This is a genomic window from Xanthomonas vasicola pv. musacearum NCPPB 4379 (assembly GCF_000277895.2).
Taxonomy (GTDB): domain Bacteria; phylum Pseudomonadota; class Gammaproteobacteria; order Xanthomonadales; family Xanthomonadaceae; genus Xanthomonas; species Xanthomonas vasicola.
Genome location: NZ_CP034655.1, coordinates 540,267 through 565,196, shown reverse-complemented (window position 1 = coordinate 565,196; position 24,930 = coordinate 540,267). Strand labels below are relative to the sequence as shown.

Here is a 24,930-nt window from a genome sequence, read left to right as displayed (position 1 = left end):
GGACGCCCGCCGCCGTTAGGCCCTCGGCAAAACCATTTAAAAATTTAAAACGATCGTTTTAAACAGGCTTAAGTTCGTCGAACTGGACAGCATCGGCGACATCGCGCAGACTTCCGGCCTTTGCGCTCTTCCGGATACCATGGCCCATCTGCTGCTGTTGCATGGCCCCAACCTCAACCTGCTCGGCGCCCGCGAGCCGGACGTCTACGGGCGTACCACGCTGGCGCAGATCGATGCGGCCCTGGTGGACCGCGCGCAAGCGGCCGGGCACGCGCTGGACTGCCTGCAGTCCAATGCCGAGCACGTGCTGGTGGAGCGCATCCACGCTGCGCGCGAGGACGGCACTGCCTACATCCTGATCAACCCGGCTGCCTTCACCCATACCTCGGTGGCGCTGCGCGACGCGCTGCTCGCCGTTGGGCTGCCGTTTGTGGAAATCCATCTGTCCAATCCGCATGCGCGCGAGCCGTTCCGGCACCACAGCTATCTCAGCGACAAGGCCGACGGCGTGATCTGCGGCTTCGGCGCAGACAGCTACCGGCTGGCGCTGGAAGCGGTGATCGCGCGCCTGGAGCGCGACGCATGACACCTGCAGCACCGCCCCCGGCCAGCACGCCGGCATCCTGACCCCATTCCCGCCAGCATCCGCCGGCACTCCCCACCGTTTCACTTCCAGAGGCCCTTATGGATCTCCGCAAAATCAAGAAACTGATCGACCTGCTCGAAGAATCCAATCTCGCCGAAATCGAGATCAAGGAAGGCGAAGAAAGCGTACGTCTGGCGCGCGTGCCCAAGGGCACAGCGATGATGAGCCCTCCGGTGCAGCAGTACGCCCCGGCCCCCGCCGCGCAGGTGCCGGCTGCGGCCACCATGCCGATGCAATCGCCCACCGAAGCCTCCACCGGCGGCGCCAAGCAGGCCGCCGCACTGCCGGAAGGCCACGTGCTGCGCGCACCGATGGTCGGCACGTTCTACACCTCGCCCTCGCCCGACAAGCCGGCCTTCGTCACCGTGGGCCAGCAGGTCAAGGTCGGCGACACCCTGGCGATCATCGAAGCGATGAAGATGTTCAACCCCATCGAAGCCGACGCCGCCGGCACCATCGTCGCCATCCTTGGCGAAACCGGCCAGCCGGTGGAATTCGATCAGCCGCTGTTTGTGATTGGCTGAGAGCCGGGAATCGGGAGTGGAAAATCGGGAATCGGCAAAGCGGCCTCATGAACGCCTGGAGGCCTGGCGCGACTCCATGGAGCTTGTGGAAATGATCTATCGGTTCACCGAGGTCTTTCCCGAGCAGGAACGCTATGGTCTGAGGGCGCAACTGCGCCGTGCGGCCATCAGCGTCCCGTCGAATATCGCCGAAGGTGCGGCGCGACGTTCAACTCCCGATTACGCGCGGTTTCTCTCGATTGCGCGCGGCTCGCTCTCCGAACTGGATACACAGGTCCAGATCGCCGTACGACTGGGCTATCGCAACACCGAAGACGAAGACATCGTCAGCCAGCAGCCAGCAGCCAGCAGGTCGACCAGGTCTTCGCCAAGCTCACCGCATTGATGAATGCCTTACGCAGACGTGGAGCCGCACCATGATGCCCGCTTCTACCCATTCCCCATTCTCGACTCCCTATTCCCATGCTCGATAAAGTCGTCATCGCCAACCGAGGTGAAATCGCGCTGCGCATCCTGCGCGCGTGCCACACGCTCGGCATCCGCACGGTCGCGGTGCATTCCACGGTCGACCGTAACCTCAAGCACGTGGCCATGGCCGATGAGTCGGTGTGTATCGGCCCAGCCGCCTCCAGCGATAGTTATCTCAACATCCCGGCGTTGATCGCCGCGGCCGAGGTGACCGATGCGCAGGCCATCCATCCCGGCTACGGTTTCCTGTCGGAAAACGCCGATTTTGCCGAGCGCGTGGAGCAATCCGGCTTCATCTTCATCGGTCCCAAAGCCGACACCATCCGCCTGATGGGCGACAAGGTGGAAGCGATCCGCGCAATGAAGGCCGCCGGCGTGCCGTGCGTGCCCGGTTCGGGCGGCCCGCTGGGCGAGGACATCGTCGCCAACACCAAGATCGCCCGCGAGATCGGCTACCCGGTCATCATCAAGGCCGCCGGCGGCGGCGGCGGCCGCGGCATGCGCGTGGTGCATTCGGAGGCGGCGCTGAAGGCCGCCATCGAAACCACCAAGTCCGAAGCCAAGGCCGCTTTCAGCAACGATCAGGTCTACATGGAGAAGTTCCTGGAAAATCCGCGCCACGTGGAGATCCAGGTCCTTGCCGACGGCCAGGGCGGTGCGATCCATCTGGGCGAACGCGATTGTTCGATGCAGCGTCGCCATCAGAAAGTGGTGGAAGAAGCGCCGGCACCGGGCATCACCGAAGAACTGCGCAACCAGATCGGCAAGGTCTGCGTGGATGCGTGCATTCGCATCGGTTACCGCGGCGCCGGCACCTTCGAATTCCTGTTCGAAAACGGGAGTTTCTACTTCATCGAAATGAACACGCGTATCCAGGTGGAGCATCCGGTGACAGAACGCATCACCGGTATTGACCTGGTCTGCGAACAGCTGCGCATCGCTGCCGGCCACAAGCTGAGCATCAAGCAGAGCGACATCGTGCTGCGCGGGCATGCGATCGAATGCCGCATCAATGCCGAGGATCCGGAAACCTTCATGCCGAATCCGGGCTTGATCACCGCCTTCCATCCGCCGGGTGGCCCGGGCGTGCGCGTGGATACGCACATCTATGCAGGGTACAAGGTGCCGCCGAATTACGATTCCATGATCGGCAAGCTGATCGTGCACGGCCCGGATCGCGAAACTGCGATTGCGCGCATGCGCGTGGCGCTGAGCGAAATGGTGGTGGACGGCATCAAGACCAATATCCCGCTGCAGCAGCGCATCATGCGCGACAAGGGCTTCCAGGCCGGCGGACAGAACATCCACTACCTGGAAAAACGCCTGGCCGAGCGCAAGAACAAGTCGATTGCGTTGACCTGATCGCGCTTGCTGTTGCATCGACGAATAAGAAAAAGCCCGGGAAACCGGGCTTTTTCGTTGCTCCCCGGCGCATCGCGCCGACATTGCGTCACGCCGTCAGCCCTGCAAGCCAGCCGGTCCATGCGTAGGAGCGCACCCGGGCGCGACCAGGCTTTATTGATAGAGCCCGGTCGCGCTCCTACTGAATCCGAGGGTTCGAGGCCTGGATGGCGCACGTCAGCGCCGGATCCGATGTGCAGGTCTTTGATCGTCTGCAAGAGAGAGTGGCTGAGCTGCGGCAGTGCGTCCCCACCGTTGCCGCCTACGCTACCGGATCCGCAGCGACCGCGACCCTATCGACACGCTGCACCGCTCAGCGCCGCGGCGCAGGCCCCTGCTGGCTACCCGGCACCGGCACGATGCCGCTGGCCGACGACGGGTCGACCACGGTCATGGTTTCGGTGGAGCCGTCCGGCCACACCACCTGAAAGGTCGAGCCGGCAGGCAAGGTGGAAAACGGCATCGCGCTACTGGCGCGGTAGACCGCAGCAACCTGGCTTGCGCCATGTCGTCGCTGCTGTTCGTCGGTAGTGATGCTGGTGGACTTCACCGACAGCGGCTGGTAGCGGTGATCGGCGGTATCGATCATCACGATGCTCACTGCCGCCGCCGAATACGCCACGAATAACGCAACCCATAACCAGAACTTGGCGCCATGCACCAATCGACGGTAATTCATGACTGCGCTCCCGGATCGGAGACCAATGTATCGACCATCTCATCCACCCTGTCTGCTCCCTGCCGCGGCACCGCGGCATCGAATACGAACGACACAAAATCCTGTGCGCTATCGCGCGAGCAGATGCCCGCGTTGGCGCAATAACTGGTGACCAAGGTGCTGTCGGCGCTGCAATCCAGCCCCAGCCGGCATGCGGCCACTTGCCAGGCCAGCTCGGCGAATTGATCGCCAGCCACATAGCCTTGAAGGCTATCGTCGCCGCTGGCGCGCGCGCCCATGGCCGGGGCCAGGGCCAGATAGGCCTCTGGATCGCGCGAGGCCAGCACGCGTTGCACCAGCGCGCGCTTGTAGCCGGGCCAGGCGTGCAACGGTTCGCCCAGCGCCAGCATGGCGGCCTCGGCAGCCAGGCTGCCAGCGCGCGCCGCGTCCTGGCGTTGCTGCGCCACCACGCGCGAGCTCAGTCCATCAGTGGGGGCAAAACCAGCGCAGCGCTGCGCCACGCGCTCGCGTGCGGCATGCATCGCCACCACACCTGGGGTGCGCTGCGCGGCGAGCCATGCGCTGTCGGCGGCGTAGCCGGACGGGCTGGCCGCATAGGGCGCGCAGTAATCGTAGACACGGCTCAACCGCCACCCGGCCTGTGCATCGCCGGCGCGCACCTTCTGCTGCAATTGCTGCGCGTAGTGATACAGATCCGGTTGCGCTTCCACCGCATCGCGGTGTGACAGCTGGAGTGCCGTGCCGTGCTCTTTCACTACGAGCGGCTGCGGTGCGGTGTCACCGACCTGGGTCACGTGTGCGGCAACCGGAACCGCCCGGTCGCGGGCATGCTCGGCCGGCTGCGCGCGCACATGCCACCACGTGGCCGCCGCAAACGCAGCGGGAGCGAGCAGCAGCCAGAGATGGCGGGCACGAGCAAGCGGCATGAAGAGCGGCGACCCTGCTGCGGAAACACCCGCAGCGACGGCGCGGAGTCTAGCACTCGCATGTGCACAAGACCGCCGCCAAGCAGACGCTGCCGGCGTAGATCGCCAGAGGGCAAAACATGCGGTGACGGCCTGCGCGGACTGCAGGTGAGTAGCGCGCTGCAGGCATTTGGTTGCGCTGTGGGCTGTGCGTTGGTTGTCGTGGTGTTGGTTGATTGGTTGGTCGCCGCTTGATGGCTTAGTGGTTGGATGCCCTGGTGGATCAATTGCGCGTTGCCGGGTTGACCTTCGCGGATTTGGTATCCGGCGGCAGCACATTTCGAAGCGATCTTCGTGGGCCGAGTCTGCCGTTTGGCGCATCACCACGCCTGCCTTGCGCTGCACTCGCAGCGTGCCACTGCCAGTCTGGATCATCTTCCGTTGGCCGAACACGGTGGCCGATCTCGGCGTTCCCGACGCTGCGTGACGGGATTGCCATGTTGTTGCGATGTGGGCGGAGCACTCAACCGCGCGCGTCGCGGCAGCATTGCGGCCGACCCGCGCAGCGCGCAGGCATGCCGGTACGAATGGTCTACGATGCGTGCTTTCGAATTGCCCGACCAACACGATGCCGCTTCTTGAACTGACCCTTTCCTGCTCCGAGGTCACCCTGCCCCGTTTCCAGAATGCGCTGGACGACGTCGGCGCACTGGCGGTGACCATGCTCGACGCCGATGCCGACACCAGCAACGAGCGCGCGCTACTCGAACCCGGCGTGGGCGAAATGCCGCTGTGGGACCGGCTGACCATGACTGCGCTGTTCGATGGCGCCAGCGACGCGCTGGTGGTGCTGGCGGCACTGGAAGCCTTCGACCCGGGCCTGGACTGGAGCCAGGTGGGATTTCGCATGGTCGAAGACAGCGACTGGATCCGCGCCTGGATCGACCTGTTCAAACCGATGCAGTTCGGCGCGCGCACGTTTATCGTGCCGTGGAATCAAGACCTGCCTGAAGCTGCCAACGCCCCGGACGCTGCCGTGGTGCGGCTGGATCCGGGCCTGGCCTACGGTTCGGGCACGCATCAGACCACGGCGCTATGCCTGCGCTGGCTGGACAGCCTGGCCGTCAGCGATGAGCTGCAGGGCCGCAGCGTGCTCGATTTCGGCTGTGGCTCGGGCATTCTTGCGATCGCCGCGCTGAAGCTGGGCGCCAGCCGCGCGGTCGGCGTGGACTATGACCCGCAGGCGCTGCTGGCCACCGCCGACAATGCGCAACGCAACGATCTGGAAGCGCAGTTGGCGGTGTACATGCCGCAGGACGAGCCGGTGCAGACCTACCAGGTGGTGGTGGCCAACATCCTGGCGTCGGCACTGGATAGCCTGGCCGACACCCTGGCTGCGCGCGTGGTTCCGGGCGGACGGATTGCGTTGTCGGGGATCCTGCACGGCCAGGAAGACGAATTGCTGGAACGTTACGCTCCCTGGTTCGAGCAACTGCGCTGCGAACGCGACGACGAATGGATGCGCATCGAAGGCGTGCGTCGCGCCACATCCGGCACCTAGATGGGCTAACAACCCATCGCGAGCAGGCGTCAGGTGGGCGCGGGCGGCGCGCTCAGAACCGCAGTATCCGCGTGGTACATGCCGGTTCCGAGCACCGGCCACGCCCACTTGGCGGCTGCGTAGTTCTTATCAGCCGCACCAGCTAGCGCGGCGGCCGGCCGGCGCGGATCTGCGCAGTGGTCACCGCATCGGCACGACTGATCGCCCGCAGCCAGGTCACTGGCTGCCAGCCGGTGCGTTGCAGGGCCGCCGTGCGCCACTGCCCGGCCCGCCAGGCCACGCACACCCGCAGCACCACCTCGGCCACCAGCAGCGCCGCCCAGGCCGCGGGCGACCATGCCTGTGCACCGGCAAGCGCCAGCGCGCCGGCGATGGCAACCATTGGCCCACTCACCGCCAGCAGCCACCAGTGCCGCTCCCGCAGCGCCCAGAGCCGTGGCGCCAGCGCGGCCGACCATTGCGGACCCTCGGCGACTGCGGTCCATCTGGCGCCGCGCCGCCAGATCTGATACCTGGCCGCACCACGAAAGCGGTTTGCCGCTGGGTCCAGTGGCGAATGCGCAGGCCATGGCGCATGTGGAGGCGCCGAGCGCGAGGGCGGGCTGCGTGCATGCGGATCGGGTTTCGAATCGGCAGGCTCGACCATGAACATCCTCCTTGAGTTCGCTGTGATCGGGTCATCACTGGCTGCGCGACAGTATCGCAAACATATTGCAATATGAAAGGCATACGAACTATCTCAAGGCGCTGCTAGGGCTATACCTCCCGGCCCTGCCTGCTTTCCAACGGTGCCGTGTGAGCAAGCTGTACGAACGAGTACGCGAAGCCCGCAGCCTCACCAAGCTGACCCAGGAAGCCCTGGCTGGCGAGCTGGGTGTCACCCGCAGCGCCGTGGCGCAATGGGAAATGGCCGAAGGCACCGCGCCATCGGTGGAGAACCTGATCGGCCTGGCCAAGCGCAGCGGCATGACGTTCGAATACCTGGCCACCGGCCGCGGCGACCGCGTGTTCGGCCCGCCGGTCTCGGCCATTGCCGAAGAGCCAGCGCAATATCGCCGCCTGGATGACCAGCAACGCGTGCTGCTGATGCGCTTCGACACCCTGGCACCGCGCCAGCGCAGCGGCCTGCTGGATCTGTTGTTGGCCGAGGGAAAAACGCGGCGCAGGCGGTGAGTTGGGGAATCGGATCGGGATCGGGATTCGCCGAGCTGGCATTGCCGAGGCTGATTTTCCACGGGGATGATTCGCTGGCTGCGGCTTCCTGATTGTTAGCCGAGCCTGGCCGGGATTCGCTTGCTGACTGGGGTGGGCGTCGTTGCCGCGGACATCAGCGGCGTGCTGCGTGGGCGGCGTTAGCGCGGACGTGGACGTGGACGAAGTCATTACCACTGGGGTTGGGGCAATTACCTAGGGTTGACCGCACGCGGTTGGCCAGGGTTCGCCCTTGGACCTGCGCGTGGTTGAATAGCGGTCTTCCCGCTGCACGCCTGCCGATGTCCGAGACTCCGCCACCGCGCCGCCCCCCTGGCCACGTTCCTGCGTGCGACGCCGGCTGCTCCGCCGCTGGTTCCGACCCCGGGGGCTCCGCCTATGGAGTCGTTGGAGCAGGCCACGCCGGCCCCAGGCTCTACGGCGCCGCCGGCAACACCGCCCGAGGTGAGCGCGCTTCCCGCGCCGCGCGTGCCATCGCCTGCTGCCGCGGTAGCTCCGTTGCCGCATCGCGCAACGGGCACGCCCGGGCAGGATGGTTTCCAGGCGCCAGTGCCCGGCGGGGCGCAACTGCCCGCGCCCGGTGGCGCGATGCCGTCCGCCTCGGCGACCGCGCCCGTGGCCGGACGAGTCGCTGATGCGATGGACGATCCACCTCGCTCGGTGTCGGCCGCCCCCGATGCCCACATAGGCGATGACGGGCTTGCCCCGATCAATGCCGCGACCGATGACGCCCTCCAGAACCCAACCGCGCGGACTGCACCTGGCCCGTTGAATTCAGCGCAGCAACACGCGCTGCGTGCATCAGCGCATGCAGACCTGCCGTCTCGGAATGCGCCGGGCACGCCGAGGGCGCTGGCAGAAACGACCGCGCGCGAGGCGCCAACCGCAGCGGCAGCAGCGCCTGCGGGATCCGCAGCGCCTGTGGCAACGGCGGCAGCCGCAACGCAAGCCGACACCAGCGGCAGCGAGCGGGCGGCGAGCACACCCGAAGGCCCGTCTCACCTGGACTGCCCCTCCAGCCCTCTCGACCCGCCAGCCAACGAGGTAGGTGCAGCCAACGCATTGGCAGGCGAAGACGCGCAGTTCGATGCAGGTCGCGCGCAGACCCGTCCCCCACCTTTACAAATGCAGCCCCTGCCCGCTCCCGCCCTGGCTGCGCCCGCCTTTGCGCAGCGTGGCATCACCCGGCCGCGGCTGCGCGCCAGTGGGGGCCAATGGGCGCTGTTGGTCGGGCTGGTGGGCCTGCTCGGCTTGCAGATCGTCATCGCCGACCGCGCGCATTTGGCCACCAGCCCGCGCTGGCGTCCGCTGGCCAGCGCAGCCTGTACGCTGGCGCGCTGCACATTGCCTGCCTGGCGCGAGCCGGAGGCACTGACCCTGCTCAACCGCGACGTGCGCCCGCTGCCGGGTGTGGCGGGGGGATTGCAGATCCAGGTCAGCTTCCGCAACGACGCACGCTGGGCGCAGGCCTGGCCGTGGCTGCAGCTGTCGCTGTCCGATGCCGACGGCCGGGTGATCGGCACCCGCATCCTGTCGCCGCAGGACTATCTGGGCCAGTCGCCGGCTGCGCAGGACGCGCTGGCGCCGGGGCAAGCAGTGCACGTGGCGTTCCGGGTGCGCGAACCGGCTGCGAGCACGGCTGCCTTCAGTTTCGACTTCCGCTGAGCGGGCGCGACCGCCACATGGGCGTGGCGAGCGATGAGGTCACGCGCTAGACTCACTCCCCTCGCCGGCCACGCGTCCCGGCTTCGTGACACTGGGAACCTCCTTTGAACGCAGCCCCCTCTCGTCCTGACACCAGTCGTGGCGCCCCGAAGTCGCCTCTGCGCGAACACGTGGCACAGTCCGTTCGCCGTTATCTGCGCGACCTGGACGGCAGCGACGCGGACGACGTGTATGAAATCGTGCTGCGCGAAATGGAGATCCCGCTGTTCGTCGAAGTGCTCAACCACTGCGAAGGCAACCAGAGCCGCGCCGCGGCGATGCTGGGCATCCACCGGGCGACCTTGCGCAAGAAGCTCAAAGAGTACGGGCTGACGTAAGCGGGAATCGAATCGGGAATCGCAAAAGCGTGCTGCAGCGAGAGGTCGTGAGCACTGAGGTCCCAGTCAAGCGTGAGTGGATACGGGTCAGCATCATGGGCGGCTGAACGCCGTTGTTGGCCGAGACGCGCAGCGCGGGTTCGACGCTGCACATCGCAGTCTTCGCGCGGCACATATTGCGATGTTCTGACGATCTGCTTTGCAGGCGATCATGCCCACCCGTAGCGGATCAGGTGGAAGAACACCGGCGCGGCGAAGCACACCGGATCCAGGCGATCGAGTACGCCGCCGTGGCCTTCAATCATGTGGCCCCAATCCTTGATGCCGCGGTCGCGCTTGATCGCCGACATCACCAGCCCGCCGAAAAAGCCCATCAGATTGGCCACCAACGCCAGGCCGAAGGCATGCCAAGGCGCGAACGGGGTGATCCACCACAGCGCCATGCCGAGCAGGCGGGGCGACAACACGCCGCCGATGAATCCTTCCATTGTTTTGGACGGCGACAATTTCGGCGCGATCAGATGGCGGCCGGCCAATTTGTCCCACACGTACTGCAGCACGTCCGAGACTGCACCACGATCACCAGGAATGCGATCAACAGCAGATTGCGCCCGGCGTAGCCGGGAATGTCCAGATTCAACAATGCCGGCACATGCGAAATGCAGAACACGCAGATCATCAGCCCCCCCTACACTTTGGCGGTGTGTTCCAGATAACGCGTGGTGTCCCCGCCAATGGTGGCCAGGATGGGCAGCACCAGAAATGCGTAGACCGGAATCAGCAACGTGTACATGCCGTACCAACCGGCCCACACCAGGCCGTACTGCCACGGCAACACGATGTAGAACGCAGCCAGCAGCGCGTAGTCATCGCCACGCCGCTGGGGGTGAGGGTGATGAATTCGCGCAACGCGAACAACGACACCAACGCGAACAAACCAATGACGCCGGCACGCCCGAAGACGAAGGCAATGCCGACCACTGCGGCCATTACCCACCATACGCCGATGCGGGCGACCAGGTTGTCCAGCACCGCGCTCGGGCGTGCGCGCGCGCCAGCGCAGTGTTTCGGAAATGGCCGTGGCGATGAGTAATACGAGCGCGATACCGCTGAACAACCACAGCGTCTGTTGCTGCATCGAGGACTGCTGCAGCTGCCCGCTAAACGCATAAAGACTCATGCGCGCGCCTCCAACTGATCCGGCGATAACGCCAACAAGGCCTCACGCGCACGCGCCAGAAATGCGTCCTTGGTTTCGTCCGCGTCCAGCCGCAACGGCACACCGAAGGTGGTAGTGCACAGCAGCGGCAACGGCAACCACTTGCCTTTGGGCATCACGCGCTTGAGGTTATCGATGCACACTGGCACGAACTCCAGTTCCGGGCGTTGCCGCGCCAGGTGATACAGCCCGCTCTTGAACGGCAGCACGCCGTCGTCCGGGTTGCGCGTTCCTTCGGGAAACAGGATCAACGAATCGTCGGCGTCCACCGCATCGCACAGGCATGCGATCGGGTTGCGCGTGCGCTGGGAGGGGTCGCGTTCGATCAACACGTCGTTGGAAAACCGCGTGGATCAGATAGCGCCGCAGTGCGGTGCGCTGCCAGTAGTCGGCCGCCGCCACCGGGCGCACTTCATGGCGCAGGCGGACCGGCAGCGATGACCAGATCAGCACGAAATCGCCGTGACTTGCGTGGTTGCCGTAATACACGCGGCGTTCGTTGGAGGGCGCGCAGCCGCGCCACAGCGCACGCGCGCCGGTCAAGGTACGAATGGCACCACTGCAGGCACGCGCGATCAAATGGGCAATCATCTCTGCTCCAAGGTACGCACCGGCATGCGCAGCGGTAACACCACAATTCGTCCTGCAGTGGCGAGCCATGTCGCCACGTCCGACGCCAGGGCACACATCACGCACAACGCCGACTGCATGGCATGGCCCAGCCATTGCAATGAAACAACCCACCCAGTGACTGGCGACAACCGCTGCATGCGCTGCACGCTTGCCATCGGCGCGGCGGGCGCATCTGGGGCATATGCCGCGGTCACAGCAGCGCCTTGCCGATCAATGCCGCGGCCAGCGCGATCAACTGCACCACCACGCTGCCCAGCGGCGCCGCTGCGGGATATGCCGCCAAGCGCCGGCGCCGCCACACCGTGACCATGCAGGCCAGGCTCAGCACGATGGCCACCCAGGTGACTCGGCGTGCGCCCAGCAGCCGCTGGCCAGGCCCACGCCCAGCACGCCGATAACGAAGGCGCGCTCGCTCTTGCCCATCGGCCCGTCGTAACGGCGGCTGGCGCCGACCATCAAGCCGAGCACGCCGGCGTATTCGGTCAGCGCGGCCAAAAGCGCGAAGATCCACAGCCAGTGCGCGCTCACACCGGGCATACCAAGCAGACTCAAGTACAACGCCGCGTCGGCTACCACATCGCAGAGTTCGTTGAGGTAAGCACCCAGCCGCTATTGCTGGCCGAACTCGCGGGCCAGCATGCTGTCCACCGCATTGAGCGCCATGCGCACCAGCATCCACACGGGTAACAACAGATACAGCAGCGGCCAGCTGTGGCCGCCGCGATACAGCGCGCCCACCATGGGCCGCAGCAGCGCCTGGAAGCGTCCTTTCAATGCATAGATCCAGGCCATACGGGGCTGTTGAGTCCATTCGAGCGCTGGCGCAGCCTACAATATCGGCTGCCCCGCAACGACATCCCCCACCGATGGCCCCTGATTTCCTGCCCGTGCGCCGGGCCCTGCTCTCCGTTTCCAACAAGACCGGCCTGATCGACCTGGCCCGCGCGCTGGTGGCGCGCAACGTCGAGCTGCTGTCCACCGGCGGCACCGCCAAGGCGATCCGCGAAGCCGGCCTGCCGGTGAAAGACGTCGCCGACCTCACCGGTTTCCCGGAAATGATGGACGGCCGCGTCAAGACCCTGCATCCGCTGGTGCACGGCGGCCTGCTCGGGCGCGCCGGCATCGATGAAGCGGTGATGGCCGAACACGGCATCGCGCCGATCGACCTGCTGGTGCTGAACCTGTATCCGTTCGAATCGGTCACGGTCAAAGCCGATTGCACGCTGGCCGAGGCGGTGGAAAACATCGACATCGGCGGCCCGGCGATGCTGCGCAGCGCGGCCAAGAATTTCGCGCGCGTGGCAGTAGCCACCGACCCGGCGCAGTACCCCGACCTGCTGGCCGAACTGGAGGCCAACAACGGCCAACTGTCGGCGGCCAAGCGTTTTGCGCTGTCGGTGGCCGCGTTCAACCGCGTGGCGCAATACGACGCGGCGATCAGCAACTATCTCTCGGCAGTGGCCGACAGTACCGAAGCGGTGCCCACGCGCAGCCCGTTCCCGGCGCAGATCAATTCCAACTTCGTCAAGGTGATGGACCTGCGCTACGGCGAAAACCCGCACCAGTCCGGCGCGTTCTACCGCGACCTGTACCCGGTGCCGGGCACGCTGGCCACCTTCCAGCAGTTGCAGGGCAAGGAACTCAGCTACAACAACCTGGCCGATGCCGATGCCGCGTGGGAATGCGTGCGCCAGTTCGATGCGCCGGCCTGTGTGATCGTCAAGCACGCCAACCCCTGCGGCGTGGCCGTGGGTGCAGCCTGCGGCGATGCCTATGAACTGGCCTACGCCACCGACCCGACCAGCGCATTCGGCGGCATCCTGGCCTTCAACAAGACGCTCGATGCAGCGACTGCCAAAGCTATTCTGGATCGTCAGTTCGTGGAAGTGCTGATCGCGCCCGATTACGAGGCCGGCGCACTGGAATACGCCACCAAGAAGGCCAACGTGCGCGTGCTCAAGATTCCGCACGGCAATGGCTTGAACAACTACGACACCAAGCGGATCGGCTCTGGCCTGTTGATGCAGTCGGCCGACAACCGCGGCATGTCGCTGGGCGAATTGAGCGTGGTCACCCAGCGTGCGCCCAATGAGGCCGAACTGGGCGATCTGCTGTTTGCCTGGCGCGTGGCCAAGTACGTCAAGTCCAACGCCATTGTCTACGCCAAGGACAGCCGCACCATTGGTGTCGGCGCCGGGCAGATGAGCCGCGTGGTCAGCGCCAAGATTGCCGCGCTCAAGGCCGAAGAAGCCAAGCTCACGGTGGCCGGCTCGGTGATGGCCTCGGATGCATTCTTCCCGTTCCGCGATGGTATCGACGCGGCGGCAGCGGCCGGCATCAAGGCAGTGATTCAGCCCGGTGGTTCGATGCGCGATGGCGAAGTGATCGCCGCCGCCGACGAACACGGCCTTGCGATGGTGTTCACCGGCGTGCGGCACTTCCGGCATTGATACAGGCATACAAGCGCAGATACTTCATGTTGGAGCGGGAGACGAACTGATGGCAAACGAATTGATCGCGCGGAAAGTGGCGAGAATTGAGTATTTAAAGATACAAAATTTTCGAGCGATTCGTGATCTTGAGCTCAGGGATATCACTCCGCTAACGGTCCTTTTGGGGCCTAATGGCAGCGGCAAGTCAACAGTTTTCGATGTGTTTGCATTTTTAGCCGAGTGCTTTGAGCTTGGCTTGCGGCGAGCATGGGACAAACGTGGCAGAGCTAAGGAGCTAAAAACGCGCGGAAGCGAAGGTCCCATTACAATTGAGATTAAGTACCGCGAACCTGGCTATCCATTAATCACTTACCACCTATCGGTGGATGAACGAAGCAGTTCCCCAGTAGTCATTGAGGAGTGGCTACAGTGGCGGCGCAGTGAGCGAGGCAGACCATTTCGCTTTCTGGAGTATCGAGAAGGAATTGGCAAAGCCGCTAGTGGCGAGCGCCCTGATGATCAGGACAAGCGTATTGACACACCGCTAAAATCCGCAGATCTTTTAGCCGTCAATGCGCTAGGCCAGTTCGCAGAGCACCCGCGAGTTGCAGCGTTACGAGACTTCATTACCGGTTGGTATGTTTCTTACCTGTCAGCAGACAGTTCGCGTGGTCAGCCTGAAGCCGGCCCACAGGACAGACTCAGTAGAACTGGTGACAATCTAGCTAATGTCATCCAATTTCTGGCTGAACAACATCCGAATCGCCTTGAGGACGTATTCTCGGCGCTGAGAGAGCGCATACCAAGAGTTGAACGCGTTCTTGCTGAAGCGATGCCTGACGGACGCCTTCTCCTTCAAATCAAGGACGCCCCCTTCAGCCATCCTGTACTTGCTAGATTTGCGTCGGATGGCACGCTGAAAATGCTAGCGTATCTCGTCCTTCTTTATGATCCCGCACCTCCGCCTTTCATTGGCATCGAAGAGCCCGAAAACTTTCTCCATCCAAGACTACTGCCAGAGCTAGCGGAAGAGTGCAGAAAATCTAGTGCCCAGACTCAGTTGCTCGTCACGAGTCACTCCCCATTTTTTCTAAACTCTCTTCGCCCCGAGGAAGTCCGCGTCCTTTGGAGGGACGATCAGGGCTACACGCAGACTCGTCGAGCAGCGGACCTTCCAGGAATACGCGAATTCATAAAACATGGAGCATTACTTGGCCATCTATGGATGGAGGGACAGCTTGGCGTTGGAGATCCCCTAACCAATCAAGGTGCACCGGCGAGCCTGCTTCCGGAGAAGGCTTGATGAGCGCAAATCATTTAGAAATTCTTGTGGAAGAGCCTTCCATGGAGAATTTTCTACATGCGCTTCTCCCGCGCATGATTCCAGCTGGCAAGACGTATGCAATTCGGACATTCCAAGGAAAGTCTGACTTATTAGCTAAAGCCGAAGCGCGCCTAGGGGCATACGCAAACTACATCCCGGAAGACTGGCGAATTATTATCGTAGTTGATAGAGACGAGGATGACTGCAAAGAGCTGCGAAGCAATTTAGAAGAAATTGCAAAAAGATCTGGCTTGATCCCCAAGTCAACTGGAAGCGCCCAATGGAATTTCGTGACACGCATCGTTGTTGAAGAATTAGAAGCTTGGTACTTCGGCGATTGGCAAGCAGTCAAAGCAGTTTTCCCACGCGTAGCCTCGACTGTGGATAAGCAGAAGGCTTATCGGAAACCAGACAGCATCAGGGGCGGCACCTGGGAAGCATTCGAGCGAATCATGAAAGGATATGGCTACTTTGCGGAAGGACTACCCAAGATCAATGCAGCGCGACTGATTGGTGCAAAGATCGACCCTGGCCGCAATATATCCGAGAGCTTCAACGCGTTTATAGGCGCTGTGCGCAGTGCGATTGACTGAACAATATTGGGTTATAAATTATGAAAATCCTCGTCATCGGCTCCGGCGGCCGTGAACATGCCCTGGCCTGGAAGATCGCGCAGTCCGCGCACGTGAGCGAAGTGCTGGTGGCGCCGGGCAATGCCGGTACCGCCACCGAAGCCAAATGCCGCAATGTCGTGATCAAGGTCGATGACCTGGACGGCTTGCTCGCGCTGGCGCAGCGCGAAGCGGTCGCGCTTACCGTAGTCGGCCCGGAAGTGCCGTTGGTGCTGGGCGTGGTCGACCGCTTCCACGCGGCCGGCCTGCGCATCTTCGGGCCCACCGCCAAGGCCGCGCAGTTGGAAGGCAGCAAAGCCTTCGCCAAGGATTTCCTCGCCCGCCACGGCATTCCCACGGCGTATTACGCGGTGCATACGGACGTGGATGCGGCGCTTGCGTACGTGCGCGAAAAAGGCGCACCGATCGTGGTCAAGGCCGATGGCCTGGCCGCCGGCAAGGGCGTGATCGTGGCGATGACCTTGGCCGAGGCCGAAGATGCAGTGCGCGACATGCTTTCGGGCAATGCGTTCGGTGACGCCGGCGCACGCGTGGTCATCGAAGAATTTCTCGATGGCGAAGAAGCCAGCTTCATCTCGATGGTCGATGGCAAGCACGCCCTGCCGATGGCGACCAGCCAGGATCACAAGCGTGTCGGCGATGGCGACACCGGTCCCAATACCGGCGGCATGGGCGCGTATTCGCCAGCCCCCGTCGTCACACCCGAGGTGCATGCGCGGGTGATGCGCGAGGTGGTCGAGCCGACCGTGCAGGGCATGATTGCCGACGGCGTGCCGTTCACCGGCTTTCTCTACGCTGGACTGATGATCGACGCGCACGGCGCGCCCAAGGTGATCGAATTCAACGTGCGCTTCGGCGACCCCGAAACCCAGCCGGTGATGCTGCGCCTGCAGTCGGATCTGGTCGATCTGCTCAACGCGGCCATCGACGGCAGGCTCGACCGCACGCAAGCACAGTGGGACGCGCGCCCGTCACTGGGCGTGGTCATCGCCGCCAAGCCTTACCCGGAAACCCCGGTCACCGGTGAAGTCATCACCGGCCTGGACGCGGTGCCGGCCAACGCCAAGGTCTTCCATGCCGGCACTGCGTTGAATGCCGCCGGTGAGGTGGTCAGCGCCGGTGGCCGCGTGCTGTGCGTTGCGGCCCTGGGCGACAGCGTGCATGACGCGCAGCGCACCGCCTACGCCGGCCTGCAGCCGATCCACTGGGCCAGCGCTTTCCAGCGCAGCGACATCGGCTGGCGGGCAATCGTGCGCGAGCAAAACGCGCAGGGCTAAGCGCTTCACGCCTGCGACAGCAGCGCCCAGTGCGCGCTGTCGCAGGGCATCGGTCGCAGCGCCTCCGCGAACCGCCACAGCACGCGCCTACGCCAGCGCGTGCCGCCTGCACCAACCCACGCCACGCAGCTACTGACAAAGAACTAGCCGCCATCTACCCCGGTGGCACGTGGCTGCGGCAATAATGCCCGGGCACCCTCCCCTGTAGAGACTGTGGCCACTCCCTCCTTCGAAACCCGCTTAAGCCGTTTGTGGGCCCATGAAAAGGCCAGCTATGGCCTGCGCGTGTTCATCGCGTTGGCGGTGGCGATGGGCGTGTGCTGGCACTGGCAGCAACTCACCGCGGTACCGGCGCTGTTCCTCGGCGCGATTGCCAGCGCCATTGCAGAAACCGACGACAACTGGCTGGGCCGCATCAAATCGGTGCTGCTGTCGCTGTTGTGTTTTGCTGCCGCTGCAGCTGCGGTGGTGCTGCTGTTTCCATACCCGCTGCCGTTCGTGATCGGCATGGCGTTGGCGACGTTCTCGTTGACCCTGCTCGGTGCGCTGGGCGAGCGCTATGCCTCGATCGCGCAGGCCACGGTGGCCTTGTCGATCTACGCCATGATCGGCATGGACCAGCACGGCAACCACGATCCGTCGATCGCCTGGCATGGCGCGGCGCTGCTGTTGATCGGGGCGACCTGGTATGGCGTGCTGTCGATCCTGTGGACCATCCTGTTCGCCAATCGCCCGGTGCGCGAGCGGCTGTCGCGGCTGTTTTTCGAGCTGGGACGCTATCTCAAGCTCAAGGCCGATCTGTTCGAACCGGTACGCCAAAGCGACCTGCATGCACGCCGGCTGGCATTGGCCGAACAGAACGCCAAGGTGGTCGGCGCGCTCAATGCGGCCAAGACCGCGATCATGAGCCGCTTCGGCCGCTCGGGGCGGCCGGGCGTGCAATCTGGCCTGTATTTCCGGCTGTATTACATGGCGCAGGAATTCCATGAACGCGCCAGCTCGTCGCATTATCCGTACGAAGCGCTGACCGACGCGTTCTTCCACAGCGACGTGCTGTATCGCTGCCAGCGCCTGCTCGCATTGCAAGGCAAGGCGTGCACCGCGCTGGGCGAGGCGATCCGCCTGCGCCATCCGTTCGATTACGGCGACAACAGCCGTCTGGCCACCGAAGATCTACGCCAATCGCTGGATTATCTGCACGCGCGTACCGACCCTGCGTTGACGCGGCTGCTGGGCGCACTGGAACTGCTAGTGACCAACCTGCAAAGCATCGAACGCAAGTTATCGGAGGCAGCGCAATCCGATTCCACCAGCGAGAACCTCGACACCCGCCTGCGCGATTCCTCGCCGCATACCTTACGCGAAATGGGCGCACGGCTGGTGCAGCAACTCACGCCCGGCTCGGTGCTGTTCCGCCACGGCCTGCGCATGGCCATCGCGCTGCTGGTCGGCTACGCCATCATGCAATCCATCCATGCCGACAACGGCTACTGGATCCTGCTCACCACCGCGTTCGTCTGCCGGCCCAATTACGGCGCCACGCGCTTGCGGCTGGTGCAGCGCATCGCCGGCACCTTGATCGGCCTGGTCGCCACCTGGGCGTTGATGCAGCTATTTCCCGGTACCGAAGTGCAACTGCTGCTGGCGCTGGTTGCTGCGCTGGTGTTTTTCATCACCCGCACCGACCGCTACATGCTGGCCACTGCCGGCATCACGGTGATGGCGCTGTTCTGCTTCAACCTGCTCGGCGATGGCTTCGTGCTGATCTGGCCGCGCCTGATCGACACCCTGATTGGCTGCGCGATTGCCGCGGCTGCTTCGTTCCTGATCCTGCCGGACTGGCAGGGCCGCCGCCTGAACCAGGTGATGGCCACGGTACTGGCCAGCTGCGCGCGCTATCTCACCCCAGTGCTGGAGCAATACGCCAGCGGCATGCGCGACGATCTGCCCTACCGCATCGCGCGCCGCGACATGCACAACGCCGATGCCGCGTTGTCGGTGGCGCTGTCCAACATGCTGCGCGAGCCAGGTCGCTACCGGCGCAATCTGGATGCGGGGTTTCGCTTCCTGGCGCTGTCCAACACCTTGCTCGGCTATCTGTCTGCATTGGGTGCGCATCGCGCCGCGCTGGAGGGCGAACACGATGCCGCCATCGCGCAGGCCGGCGAGTACCTGCAGCGCGCGCTGAGCGAAATCGCCAGCGCGCTCGGCCAACGCCAACCGCTGCCGGTGCACGACGAAAGCGAAGAACTGGCCATCGCCGAAACGCTGGAACAACACGCCGTGCAGTTGCCACCCAAACAACGCCTGGTGCGCGACCAGTTGGCATTGACGCTGCGCCTGCTGCCCAAGCTGCGCGCTGCAGCGTTGGCGGTGACAATGGCGCCGGCAGAGAATCCGCCGCGTCTGGCAATCAACAAGGCCTAACGCATCGTCTCTGTGGGCCTGGACGCTGCGCCACCGACGCAGCATCCGTGGACAACGCGGAGCCGAGCACTGTAATGCCGAGTAACCGCCACACCGGCTAAGTCGCAGCGGCGTTTCCATCAGCCAGGCTTACTTCCACTGCTTGCGCGCCACGCTCAGTCCCACCCAACCCAGCGCCGCTGCAGCAAGCACCGCTCCACCGATCACCACACCCATCCACCCAGCCTGCGCATACGCCGCCGTGCCCAGGGTCGAGCCCAGCGCACCGCCGATGAAGTAACAAGTGATGTAGGCGGAGGTGATGCGATTGCGCGCAGTCGGAGTGCGCTGATAGATCACGCTTTGGTTGGCGATATGCACGCCCTGCACCGCGATATCCAGCAGCAGCACACCGACGATCAGCAGCACGATCGAGTGCGGCGCAAACGCCAGCAAGCCCCACGACAGCAGCAACATCACCAGCCCGCCCCAGCTCACGCGGTCGCCATGGCCGTGGTCGGACCAATGCCCGGAGCGATTGGCAGCCAGCGCACCGGCCGCACCGATCAGGCCGAATAACCCGATCACCGCCGTGCCATAGGAATAGTTCGGCCCGGACAACAAAAACGCCAGGGTGGTCCAGAACATGCTGAAGCCGGCAAAAATCAGCCCGCCCAGTATGGAGCGCGAACGCAGCACCGCATCGTCGCGCAGCAACGTCAGCACCGAGCCCACCAGCTGTGGATACGCCAGTTGCGCATTGCCCGGATGGCGCGGCAGCCCACGCCACAACAACCCGGCGGTAAGCAATAACGCGACCGATGCGATCCAGTACACCGTCTGCCAGCCACCTACGCCGGCCAGCACGCCGGCCGCGGTGCGCGCCAGCAAGATCCCCAGCAACAACCCGCTCATCACCGTGCCGATCACCCGGCCACGCTCGTGGGGCGCGGCCAGCGTGGCGGCAAATGGCACCAGGATCTGCGCCGCCACCGAGCTGGCGCCGGTCACGATCGTGCCGACCAGCAACATCGTAAAACTGTGCGAACTGGCGCTCACCAGCAGGCCGAGCGCGCTCAGCGCGAACAAGCCCACGATCAGGCCGCGCCGCTCCAGCCGGTCGCCCAGTGGTACCAGTAACAGCAACCCCCCCGCGTACGCCAACTGCGCAGCCGTAACCACTGCACCGGCGCTGCGCATCTGGATGCCGAATGCCTGCGCCAGCGTTTCCAGCAGGGGCTGGGCGTAATAGTTGCTCGCCACCGCCAGCCCGGTGGCAGCGGCCATCAGCAGCACCAAGCGACGTGGCAAGGGCGGGTGGGAGGTGGGCTCGGTCTGCATGGCTGCTGCTTGGTCAAGGAATGTGCGCAGTGTGGACAGCCGGCTGGCATCTTTCCAATGTATTGTTTTCACCAGAGCCATCGTATTGCGAGATTGCATGCTGACCCTGCGCCAACTGGAATTCGCCGTGGCCGTGGCCGAAGAAGGCGGCTTCACTGCTGCCGCACGCCGCTGCAACACCGTGCAATCGGCACTCAGCCATCAAGTTGCCAAGATCGAAGAGACCTTCGGCGCGCGCCTGTTCGAACGCGGCACCCGCCAGGTGCGGCCCACCGCCGCCGGCGAGGTGTTCCTGCATAACGCCCGCCAGACCCTGCACGCGGCCGAGCGCCTGCACGAGGAAATGGCGCAGGCCCTGGGCACCGTGCGCGGGCGGCTCGCGTTGGGGCAGATCTCCTCGCTCACCACCGTGCAGCTGCCGGGCTTACTGCATCAGTTCCGCAGTGCGCATGCGCGGGTGGATGTGCATCTGCGCACCGCCATGAGCGAAGCGCTGCTGCACGATCTGGGCGAAGGCCGGCTGGATGTCGTCCTGGTCGGCGTCGGCCCGCAGGTCGCGGTGCCGGCGCAGCGCCTGCTGCTGCATGAAGAGGCGCTGGCCTTGATCGTGGCCCCCGGCCATCGCTTCGCCGCGCGCAAGCGGGTGGCACTGGCCGAGCTGGACGACGAACCGATGGCCGGGCTGATTCCCGGTGCTGGCGTGCGCGGCATCATCGATGCCGCCTTTGCGCAGGCCGGCCTGCGGCAGCGCCAGCAGTACGAAGTGACCCATGCCGATCTGGTGCGCGAACTGGTCGCCGCCGCCCTGGGCGTGGGCATCATCCCGCAGACCATGGCCGGCGCCATGCGCGGCGTGGTCACGGTCGCGCTGAAGGAGCGCTACCGCTTTCTGACGTATGCAGTGTGGCGGCCCGACCCCAGCCCGGCCGCGCGCGCCTTCGTCGCCTTGCTGCGTGCCCAGCTTGCACGCCCCAAGCCGCCGGCACGTATCGCCCGCTGAGCGCAGCCGCCATCCACCAGCACGCCGTGGAAGACTGCTAGGCTGCGCGCGTTCGCAAAGGAAACTGCATGTCCGGTCACAGCCAGTTCGCCCTGCTCAGGCAGCGCCGCTTCTTGCCGTTCTTCGCTGTCCAGGCGCTGGGCGCGTTCAACGACAACGTCTATCGGCAGGCCATCATCGGCCTGTTGTTCTATCTCGGCATCAATGCCGCGCAGCGCACGCTGTATACGAACCTGGCGCCGGCATTGTTCATCCTGCCGTACTTCCTGTTCTCCGCGCTGGCCGGGCAGATCGCCGAGAAACTGGAAAAACAGAAGCTCATCGTGATCACCACCACGATGGAGATTGCGATCATGTCACTGGCCGCCGTCGGCTTCATCACCGAAAACATGGTGATCCTGCTGATTGCGCTGTTCTGCACCGGGCTGCAGTCCACGCTATTTGGGCCGGTGAAATATTCGATCCTGCCATCGGTACTCAAGCCGGAAGAACTCACCGGCGGTAACGGATTGGTCGAAATGGGCACCTCCATCTCGATCCTGTGCGGGATGATCTTCGGCGGGCTGATCTTCCAGATCGCCGGCAGCCATGGTCCGGAAGCTGCGGCGACGGCGGTGATCGCAATTGCGGTCACCGGCAACCTGGTGGCGCGGCTGGTACCGCGCGTGGACGCCGGCGCGCCCGAGCTGAAGATCAACTGGAATCCCATCCCCGAATCGCGCGCCATCATGCGCCTGACCCGGCGCACGCTGGCGGTGCGCAATTCGGTGTTGGGTGTGTCGTGGTTCTGGTTCATCGGCACCGTGTTGACCGCGCAGCTGCCCACCTATGCGCAGCTCAACCTCGGCGGCCAGCAGGACCTGTACGTGTTTGCGCTGGCACTGTTTTCGATCGGCACCGGCGTGGGCTCGCTGCTATGCGAACGCCTGTCCGGGCGCACCGTGGAAATCGGCTTGGTGCCGCTGGGCGCGTTCGGCATCAGCGCATTCCTGCTGGATCTGTACTTCGCCCGCCCTGGCGCGGCGCCCGTCACAGGCCTTTCGATCGGCCAGTTCGTGCAGCAGCCCGGCAGCGTGCGGCTGATCATCGATCTGATCGGCATCGGCCTGTTTACCGGCCTGTTCGTGGTGCCGTTGTTTGCGCTGATCCAGAGCCGCACGCCCAAGGCAGAGCTGTCGCGCGTGATTGCCGGGCTCAACATCCAGAACTCGTTGTTCATCGTGGCTGCGGCCGTCGTTGGCATTGCGCTGCAGTTGCCGCACGTGGTGCTGTTTGGGGTGCGCATCCCGCTGCCGGGCCTGAGCATTCCGCAGGTGTTCCTGGCACTGGCAATCGCCAACACGCTGGCGGCGCTGTGGATCTTCACCCTGGTGCCCGAGTTCCTGATGCGCTTCCTCAGCTGGGTGCTGGTGAGCGTGTTGTACCGCCTGCGCGCGCGCGACATCGACGCACACGTGCCCGATGAGGGCGCAGCGCTGCTGGTGTGCAACCACGTCAGCTACATGGACGCGCTGATTCTGTCGGCAGTGATTCCGCGCCCGGTGCGCTTTGTCATGTACTACAAGATCTTCCGCATCCCGGTGATGCGCTGGATCTTCCGCACCGCCAAGGCCATCCCGATCGCCGGCGCGCGCGAAGACCCCGCATTGATGCAACAAGCCTTCGACCGCATCGATGCCGCATTGGCCGATGGCGAGCTGGTGTGCATCTTCCCCGAGGGCGCGTTGACCAAGGATGGCGAGATCGCGCCATTCAAATCGGGTGTGGAAAAGATTCTGCAACGCCGCAGCGTGCCGGTCATTCCGATGGCGCTGCGCGGCATGTGGTCGAGCATGTGGAGCCGGCGCGACACGCGCCTGGGCCGCATGCGGGTGCCGCGGCGGATGCGCGCGCAGATCGAAGTGGTGGCAGGTGCGGCGGTTGCAGGCGATCACGCCAGCGCCGCGCTGTTGGAACAACAGGTGCGCGCACTGCGTCAGGACCAGTACTGAGCTTGGCAGCTGTAGACTTTGCGTCGATGACGCGCCGCGAGTAGCCTGTGCGCCATTGCACGCTTTGCCGCCGCATCCACCAAGCGGACGCGGCTGGTCGTACCGGGGGACGTCGTTGTGCTCAACATCATCGCGCCTGAGGCGTCTGCCGTGATCGGCGGGCGGCGCTCAGTCCAGCGGCTGGCCGTCATGCAGGCAGCGATGCGCATGGCAACGCGCGCGATTACTGCGTGGGCGCAGTGTGCATGTCGCTTGCGCGAGCAAACATCCAGCATTGGCCCACGTCCACAGATGCCGACACCTGGCTTGCCGCTCACGCGCATGCCGACGTCTGCTTGAGGACCATCCGGCCAGCGCCGGCGCGCCCATCGCGCATTGCCGCTGCGCAAGGCTACCGATAACGCACCCCACTCACCCATCAGTTCGCTGTTGTTTACCACCCAAGGAGCTTCACCATGAGTGCCATGCCACCGCCGATCCATCCCTCGTCCAGCGCCGCGCCCGGCCCGGTGCCGAATCACCTGATCTGGGCGATCGTCTCCACCGTGCTCGGCTTCTGCCTGTGCTGCCCGGCCCTGATCTCCGGCATCGTGGCGATCGTGTTTTCCAGCAAGGTCAACGGCCTGCTCAACCAGGGCGACATCGACGGCGCACGTCGTGCCTCCAACACCGCCAAGACCTGGTGCATCGTGACCAGCGTGCTGGCTGCGATCGGCTTGCTGATCAGCATCGGCATGGTGGCCACCGGCGGCATGCAGGGCTACATGGACTACATGCAGCAGTTGCAGCACATGAAGTAATGGAACTGCGTCCACGCCACTGGCTTGGACTGGGGGCGGCCACCAGCGTGGCCGCCTTTGGCGTGTCGTTGCTGTATCGCTTCGACCCGAATGCGAGCAACAGCCCGTTCCCGCCCTGCGTTTTTCGTGCCGTCACCGGCTGCTACTGCCCCGGCTGCGGCATGACCCGCGCACTGTATGCGCTGGTCCACTTCGATCTACCCGGCGCCTTCGCAATGAATCCGGCCGCGGTGCTCGGCCTGTTCACCCTGCCCGGCCTGATCGCCTGGAAAGCCGGCTGGCGCGCACGCTGGTTTGCACCCGTCGTGGCGGTGATGTCCGAACCGAAGTTCTGGTTGTTGGCGCTGCCCACCTATTGGGTTGCAAGAAATTTGCCGTGGTACCCGTTTACGCTGCTGGCGCCGGGTTAGACCGCAAGGATCAACGCTGTGAACTTG

The 24,930-nt window shown here is 64.5% G+C and carries 21 protein-coding genes, 1 other RNA gene and 3 pseudogenes; 17 read left to right on the top strand and 8 right to left on the bottom strand.

Annotated features, from left to right (window positions below):
- The first annotated feature begins 139 nt into the window (after nt 1-139).
- The 4 genes from aroQ to accC all read left to right on the top strand — a co-directional run bounded on the left by aroQ (nt 140) and on the right by accC (nt 3,000).
- Nucleotides 140-586, top strand: a complete 447-nt coding sequence (gene aroQ / locus KWO_RS02645; protein WP_010368147.1) for a type II 3-dehydroquinate dehydratase — start codon at nt 140-142, stop codon at nt 584-586.
- Nucleotides 587-684: 98 nt separating this feature from the next.
- Nucleotides 685-1,170, top strand: coding sequence for an acetyl-CoA carboxylase biotin carboxyl carrier protein (gene accB, locus KWO_RS02640; RefSeq protein WP_010368146.1), 486 nt, complete (start codon nt 685-687; stop codon nt 1,168-1,170).
- A 16-nt stretch (nt 1,171-1,186) separates the two neighbouring features.
- Nucleotides 1,187-1,555 carry a four helix bundle protein gene (locus tag KWO_RS02635; protein WP_227479776.1) on the top strand — a complete coding sequence of 123 codons (369 nt, stop codon included), beginning with the start codon at nt 1,187-1,189 and terminating at the stop codon, nt 1,553-1,555.
- Nucleotides 1,556-1,632: 77 nt separating this feature from the next.
- On the top strand, nt 1,633-3,000 hold the full coding sequence (gene accC / locus KWO_RS02630; RefSeq protein WP_010368143.1) for an acetyl-CoA carboxylase biotin carboxylase subunit: 1,368 nt from the start codon (nt 1,633-1,635) through the stop codon (nt 2,998-3,000).
- Between the two features lie 352 nt (nt 3,001-3,352).
- Here accC and KWO_RS02625 read toward each other — a convergent pair whose 3' ends face one another.
- The gene (locus tag KWO_RS02625; protein ID WP_010368136.1) at nt 3,353-3,718 is read right to left on the bottom strand and encodes a hypothetical protein; all 366 of its coding nucleotides are present in this window, start codon (nt 3,716-3,718) and stop codon (nt 3,353-3,355) included.
- On the bottom strand, nt 3,715-4,644 hold the full coding sequence (locus KWO_RS02620) for a hypothetical protein (RefSeq protein WP_017113285.1): 930 nt from the start codon (nt 4,642-4,644) through the stop codon (nt 3,715-3,717). Before KWO_RS02620 ends, KWO_RS02625 begins: the two co-directional genes overlap by 4 nt.
- A gap of 607 nt (nt 4,645-5,251) precedes the next feature.
- Between KWO_RS02620 and prmA the strand changes: the two genes are divergently transcribed.
- Nucleotides 5,252-6,184, top strand: coding sequence for a 50S ribosomal protein L11 methyltransferase (prmA, locus tag KWO_RS02610; protein WP_010379477.1), 933 nt, complete (start codon nt 5,252-5,254; stop codon nt 6,182-6,184).
- 3 nt (nt 6,185-6,187) lie between these two features.
- On the opposite strand, the gene KWO_RS02605 is transcribed toward prmA, so the two are convergent.
- Nucleotides 6,188-6,264, bottom strand: a non-coding RNA gene (locus tag KWO_RS02605) — sX9 sRNA.
- A gap of 62 nt (nt 6,265-6,326) precedes the next feature.
- Entirely contained in the window at nt 6,327-6,836 is a 510-nt protein-coding gene (locus KWO_RS02600; protein ID WP_010368131.1) for a hypothetical protein, read from the bottom strand.
- Between the two features lie 143 nt (nt 6,837-6,979).
- Between KWO_RS02600 and KWO_RS02595 the strand changes: the two genes are divergently transcribed.
- The 3 genes from KWO_RS02595 (at nt 6,980) to fis (ending at nt 9,438) form a co-directional block, all read left to right on the top strand.
- The gene (locus KWO_RS02595; protein WP_010368130.1) at nt 6,980-7,357 is read left to right on the top strand and encodes a helix-turn-helix domain-containing protein; all 378 of its coding nucleotides are present in this window, start codon (nt 6,980-6,982) and stop codon (nt 7,355-7,357) included.
- Between the two features lie 417 nt (nt 7,358-7,774).
- Entirely contained in the window at nt 7,775-9,061 is a 1,287-nt protein-coding gene (locus tag KWO_RS23350) for a DUF3426 domain-containing protein (RefSeq protein WP_425526967.1), read from the top strand.
- Between the two features lie 104 nt (nt 9,062-9,165).
- The gene (gene fis / locus KWO_RS02580; protein WP_002804983.1) at nt 9,166-9,438 is read left to right on the top strand and encodes a DNA-binding transcriptional regulator Fis; all 273 of its coding nucleotides are present in this window, start codon (nt 9,166-9,168) and stop codon (nt 9,436-9,438) included.
- A gap of 209 nt (nt 9,439-9,647) precedes the next feature.
- Here the strand turns inward: fis and KWO_RS02575 are convergent.
- From KWO_RS02575 to KWO_RS02560, 3 pseudogenes are all read right to left on the bottom strand, one after another.
- Nucleotides 9,648-10,618, bottom strand: a pseudogene (locus tag KWO_RS02575) (phosphatidate cytidylyltransferase).
- Nucleotides 10,615-11,248: pseudogene (locus tag KWO_RS02570) on the bottom strand (lysophospholipid acyltransferase family protein). The pseudogenes KWO_RS02575 and KWO_RS02570 overlap by 4 nt, the downstream one beginning before the upstream one ends.
- A gap of 232 nt (nt 11,249-11,480) precedes the next feature.
- Nucleotides 11,481-12,082: pseudogene (locus KWO_RS02560) on the bottom strand (CDP-alcohol phosphatidyltransferase family protein).
- 74 nt (nt 12,083-12,156) lie between these two features.
- On the opposite strand from KWO_RS02560, the gene purH reads away from it, so the two are divergent.
- The 5 genes from purH (at nt 12,157) to yccS (ending at nt 19,382) form a co-directional block, all read left to right on the top strand.
- A complete protein-coding gene (purH, locus tag KWO_RS02555; RefSeq protein ID WP_010379469.1) occupies nt 12,157-13,740 on the top strand; it encodes a bifunctional phosphoribosylaminoimidazolecarboxamide formyltransferase/IMP cyclohydrolase in 1,584 nt (527 codons plus the stop codon).
- A gap of 49 nt (nt 13,741-13,789) precedes the next feature.
- The gene (locus KWO_RS02550) at nt 13,790-15,025 is read left to right on the top strand and encodes an AAA family ATPase (protein ID WP_010379468.1); all 1,236 of its coding nucleotides are present in this window, start codon (nt 13,790-13,792) and stop codon (nt 15,023-15,025) included.
- Nucleotides 15,025-15,639 carry a DUF4276 family protein gene (locus tag KWO_RS02545; protein WP_010379465.1) on the top strand — a complete coding sequence of 205 codons (615 nt, stop codon included), beginning with the start codon at nt 15,025-15,027 and terminating at the stop codon, nt 15,637-15,639. Before KWO_RS02550 ends, KWO_RS02545 begins: the two co-directional genes overlap by 1 nt.
- Before the next feature lie 20 nt (nt 15,640-15,659).
- The gene (purD, locus tag KWO_RS02540; protein WP_010379462.1) at nt 15,660-16,955 is read left to right on the top strand and encodes a phosphoribosylamine--glycine ligase; all 1,296 of its coding nucleotides are present in this window, start codon (nt 15,660-15,662) and stop codon (nt 16,953-16,955) included.
- A gap of 213 nt (nt 16,956-17,168) precedes the next feature.
- The gene (yccS, locus tag KWO_RS02535) at nt 17,169-19,382 is read left to right on the top strand and encodes a YccS family putative transporter (RefSeq protein ID WP_010379461.1); all 2,214 of its coding nucleotides are present in this window, start codon (nt 17,169-17,171) and stop codon (nt 19,380-19,382) included.
- A gap of 129 nt (nt 19,383-19,511) precedes the next feature.
- On the opposite strand, the gene KWO_RS02530 is transcribed toward yccS, so the two are convergent.
- Complete coding sequence (locus tag KWO_RS02530) at nt 19,512-20,702, bottom strand: MFS transporter (RefSeq protein ID WP_010379459.1); 1,191 nt, start codon at nt 20,700-20,702, stop codon at nt 19,512-19,514.
- A 97-nt stretch (nt 20,703-20,799) separates the two neighbouring features.
- Here KWO_RS02530 and KWO_RS02525 point away from each other — a divergent pair, with 97 nt between their 5' ends.
- The 4 genes from KWO_RS02525 (at nt 20,800) to KWO_RS02505 (ending at nt 24,903) form a co-directional block, all read left to right on the top strand.
- Nucleotides 20,800-21,702 carry a LysR family transcriptional regulator gene (locus KWO_RS02525; RefSeq protein WP_017112692.1) on the top strand — a complete coding sequence of 301 codons (903 nt, stop codon included), beginning with the start codon at nt 20,800-20,802 and terminating at the stop codon, nt 21,700-21,702.
- 68 nt (nt 21,703-21,770) lie between these two features.
- A complete protein-coding gene (locus KWO_RS02520; protein WP_010379453.1) occupies nt 21,771-23,693 on the top strand; it encodes an MFS transporter in 1,923 nt (640 codons plus the stop codon).
- Between the two features lie 455 nt (nt 23,694-24,148).
- The gene (locus KWO_RS02510; RefSeq protein ID WP_010368109.1) at nt 24,149-24,493 is read left to right on the top strand and encodes a CD225/dispanin family protein; all 345 of its coding nucleotides are present in this window, start codon (nt 24,149-24,151) and stop codon (nt 24,491-24,493) included.
- On the top strand, nt 24,493-24,903 hold the full coding sequence (locus tag KWO_RS02505) for a DUF2752 domain-containing protein (protein WP_010368108.1): 411 nt from the start codon (nt 24,493-24,495) through the stop codon (nt 24,901-24,903). Before KWO_RS02510 ends, KWO_RS02505 begins: the two co-directional genes overlap by 1 nt.
- Nucleotides 24,904-24,930: the final 27 nt, after the last annotated feature.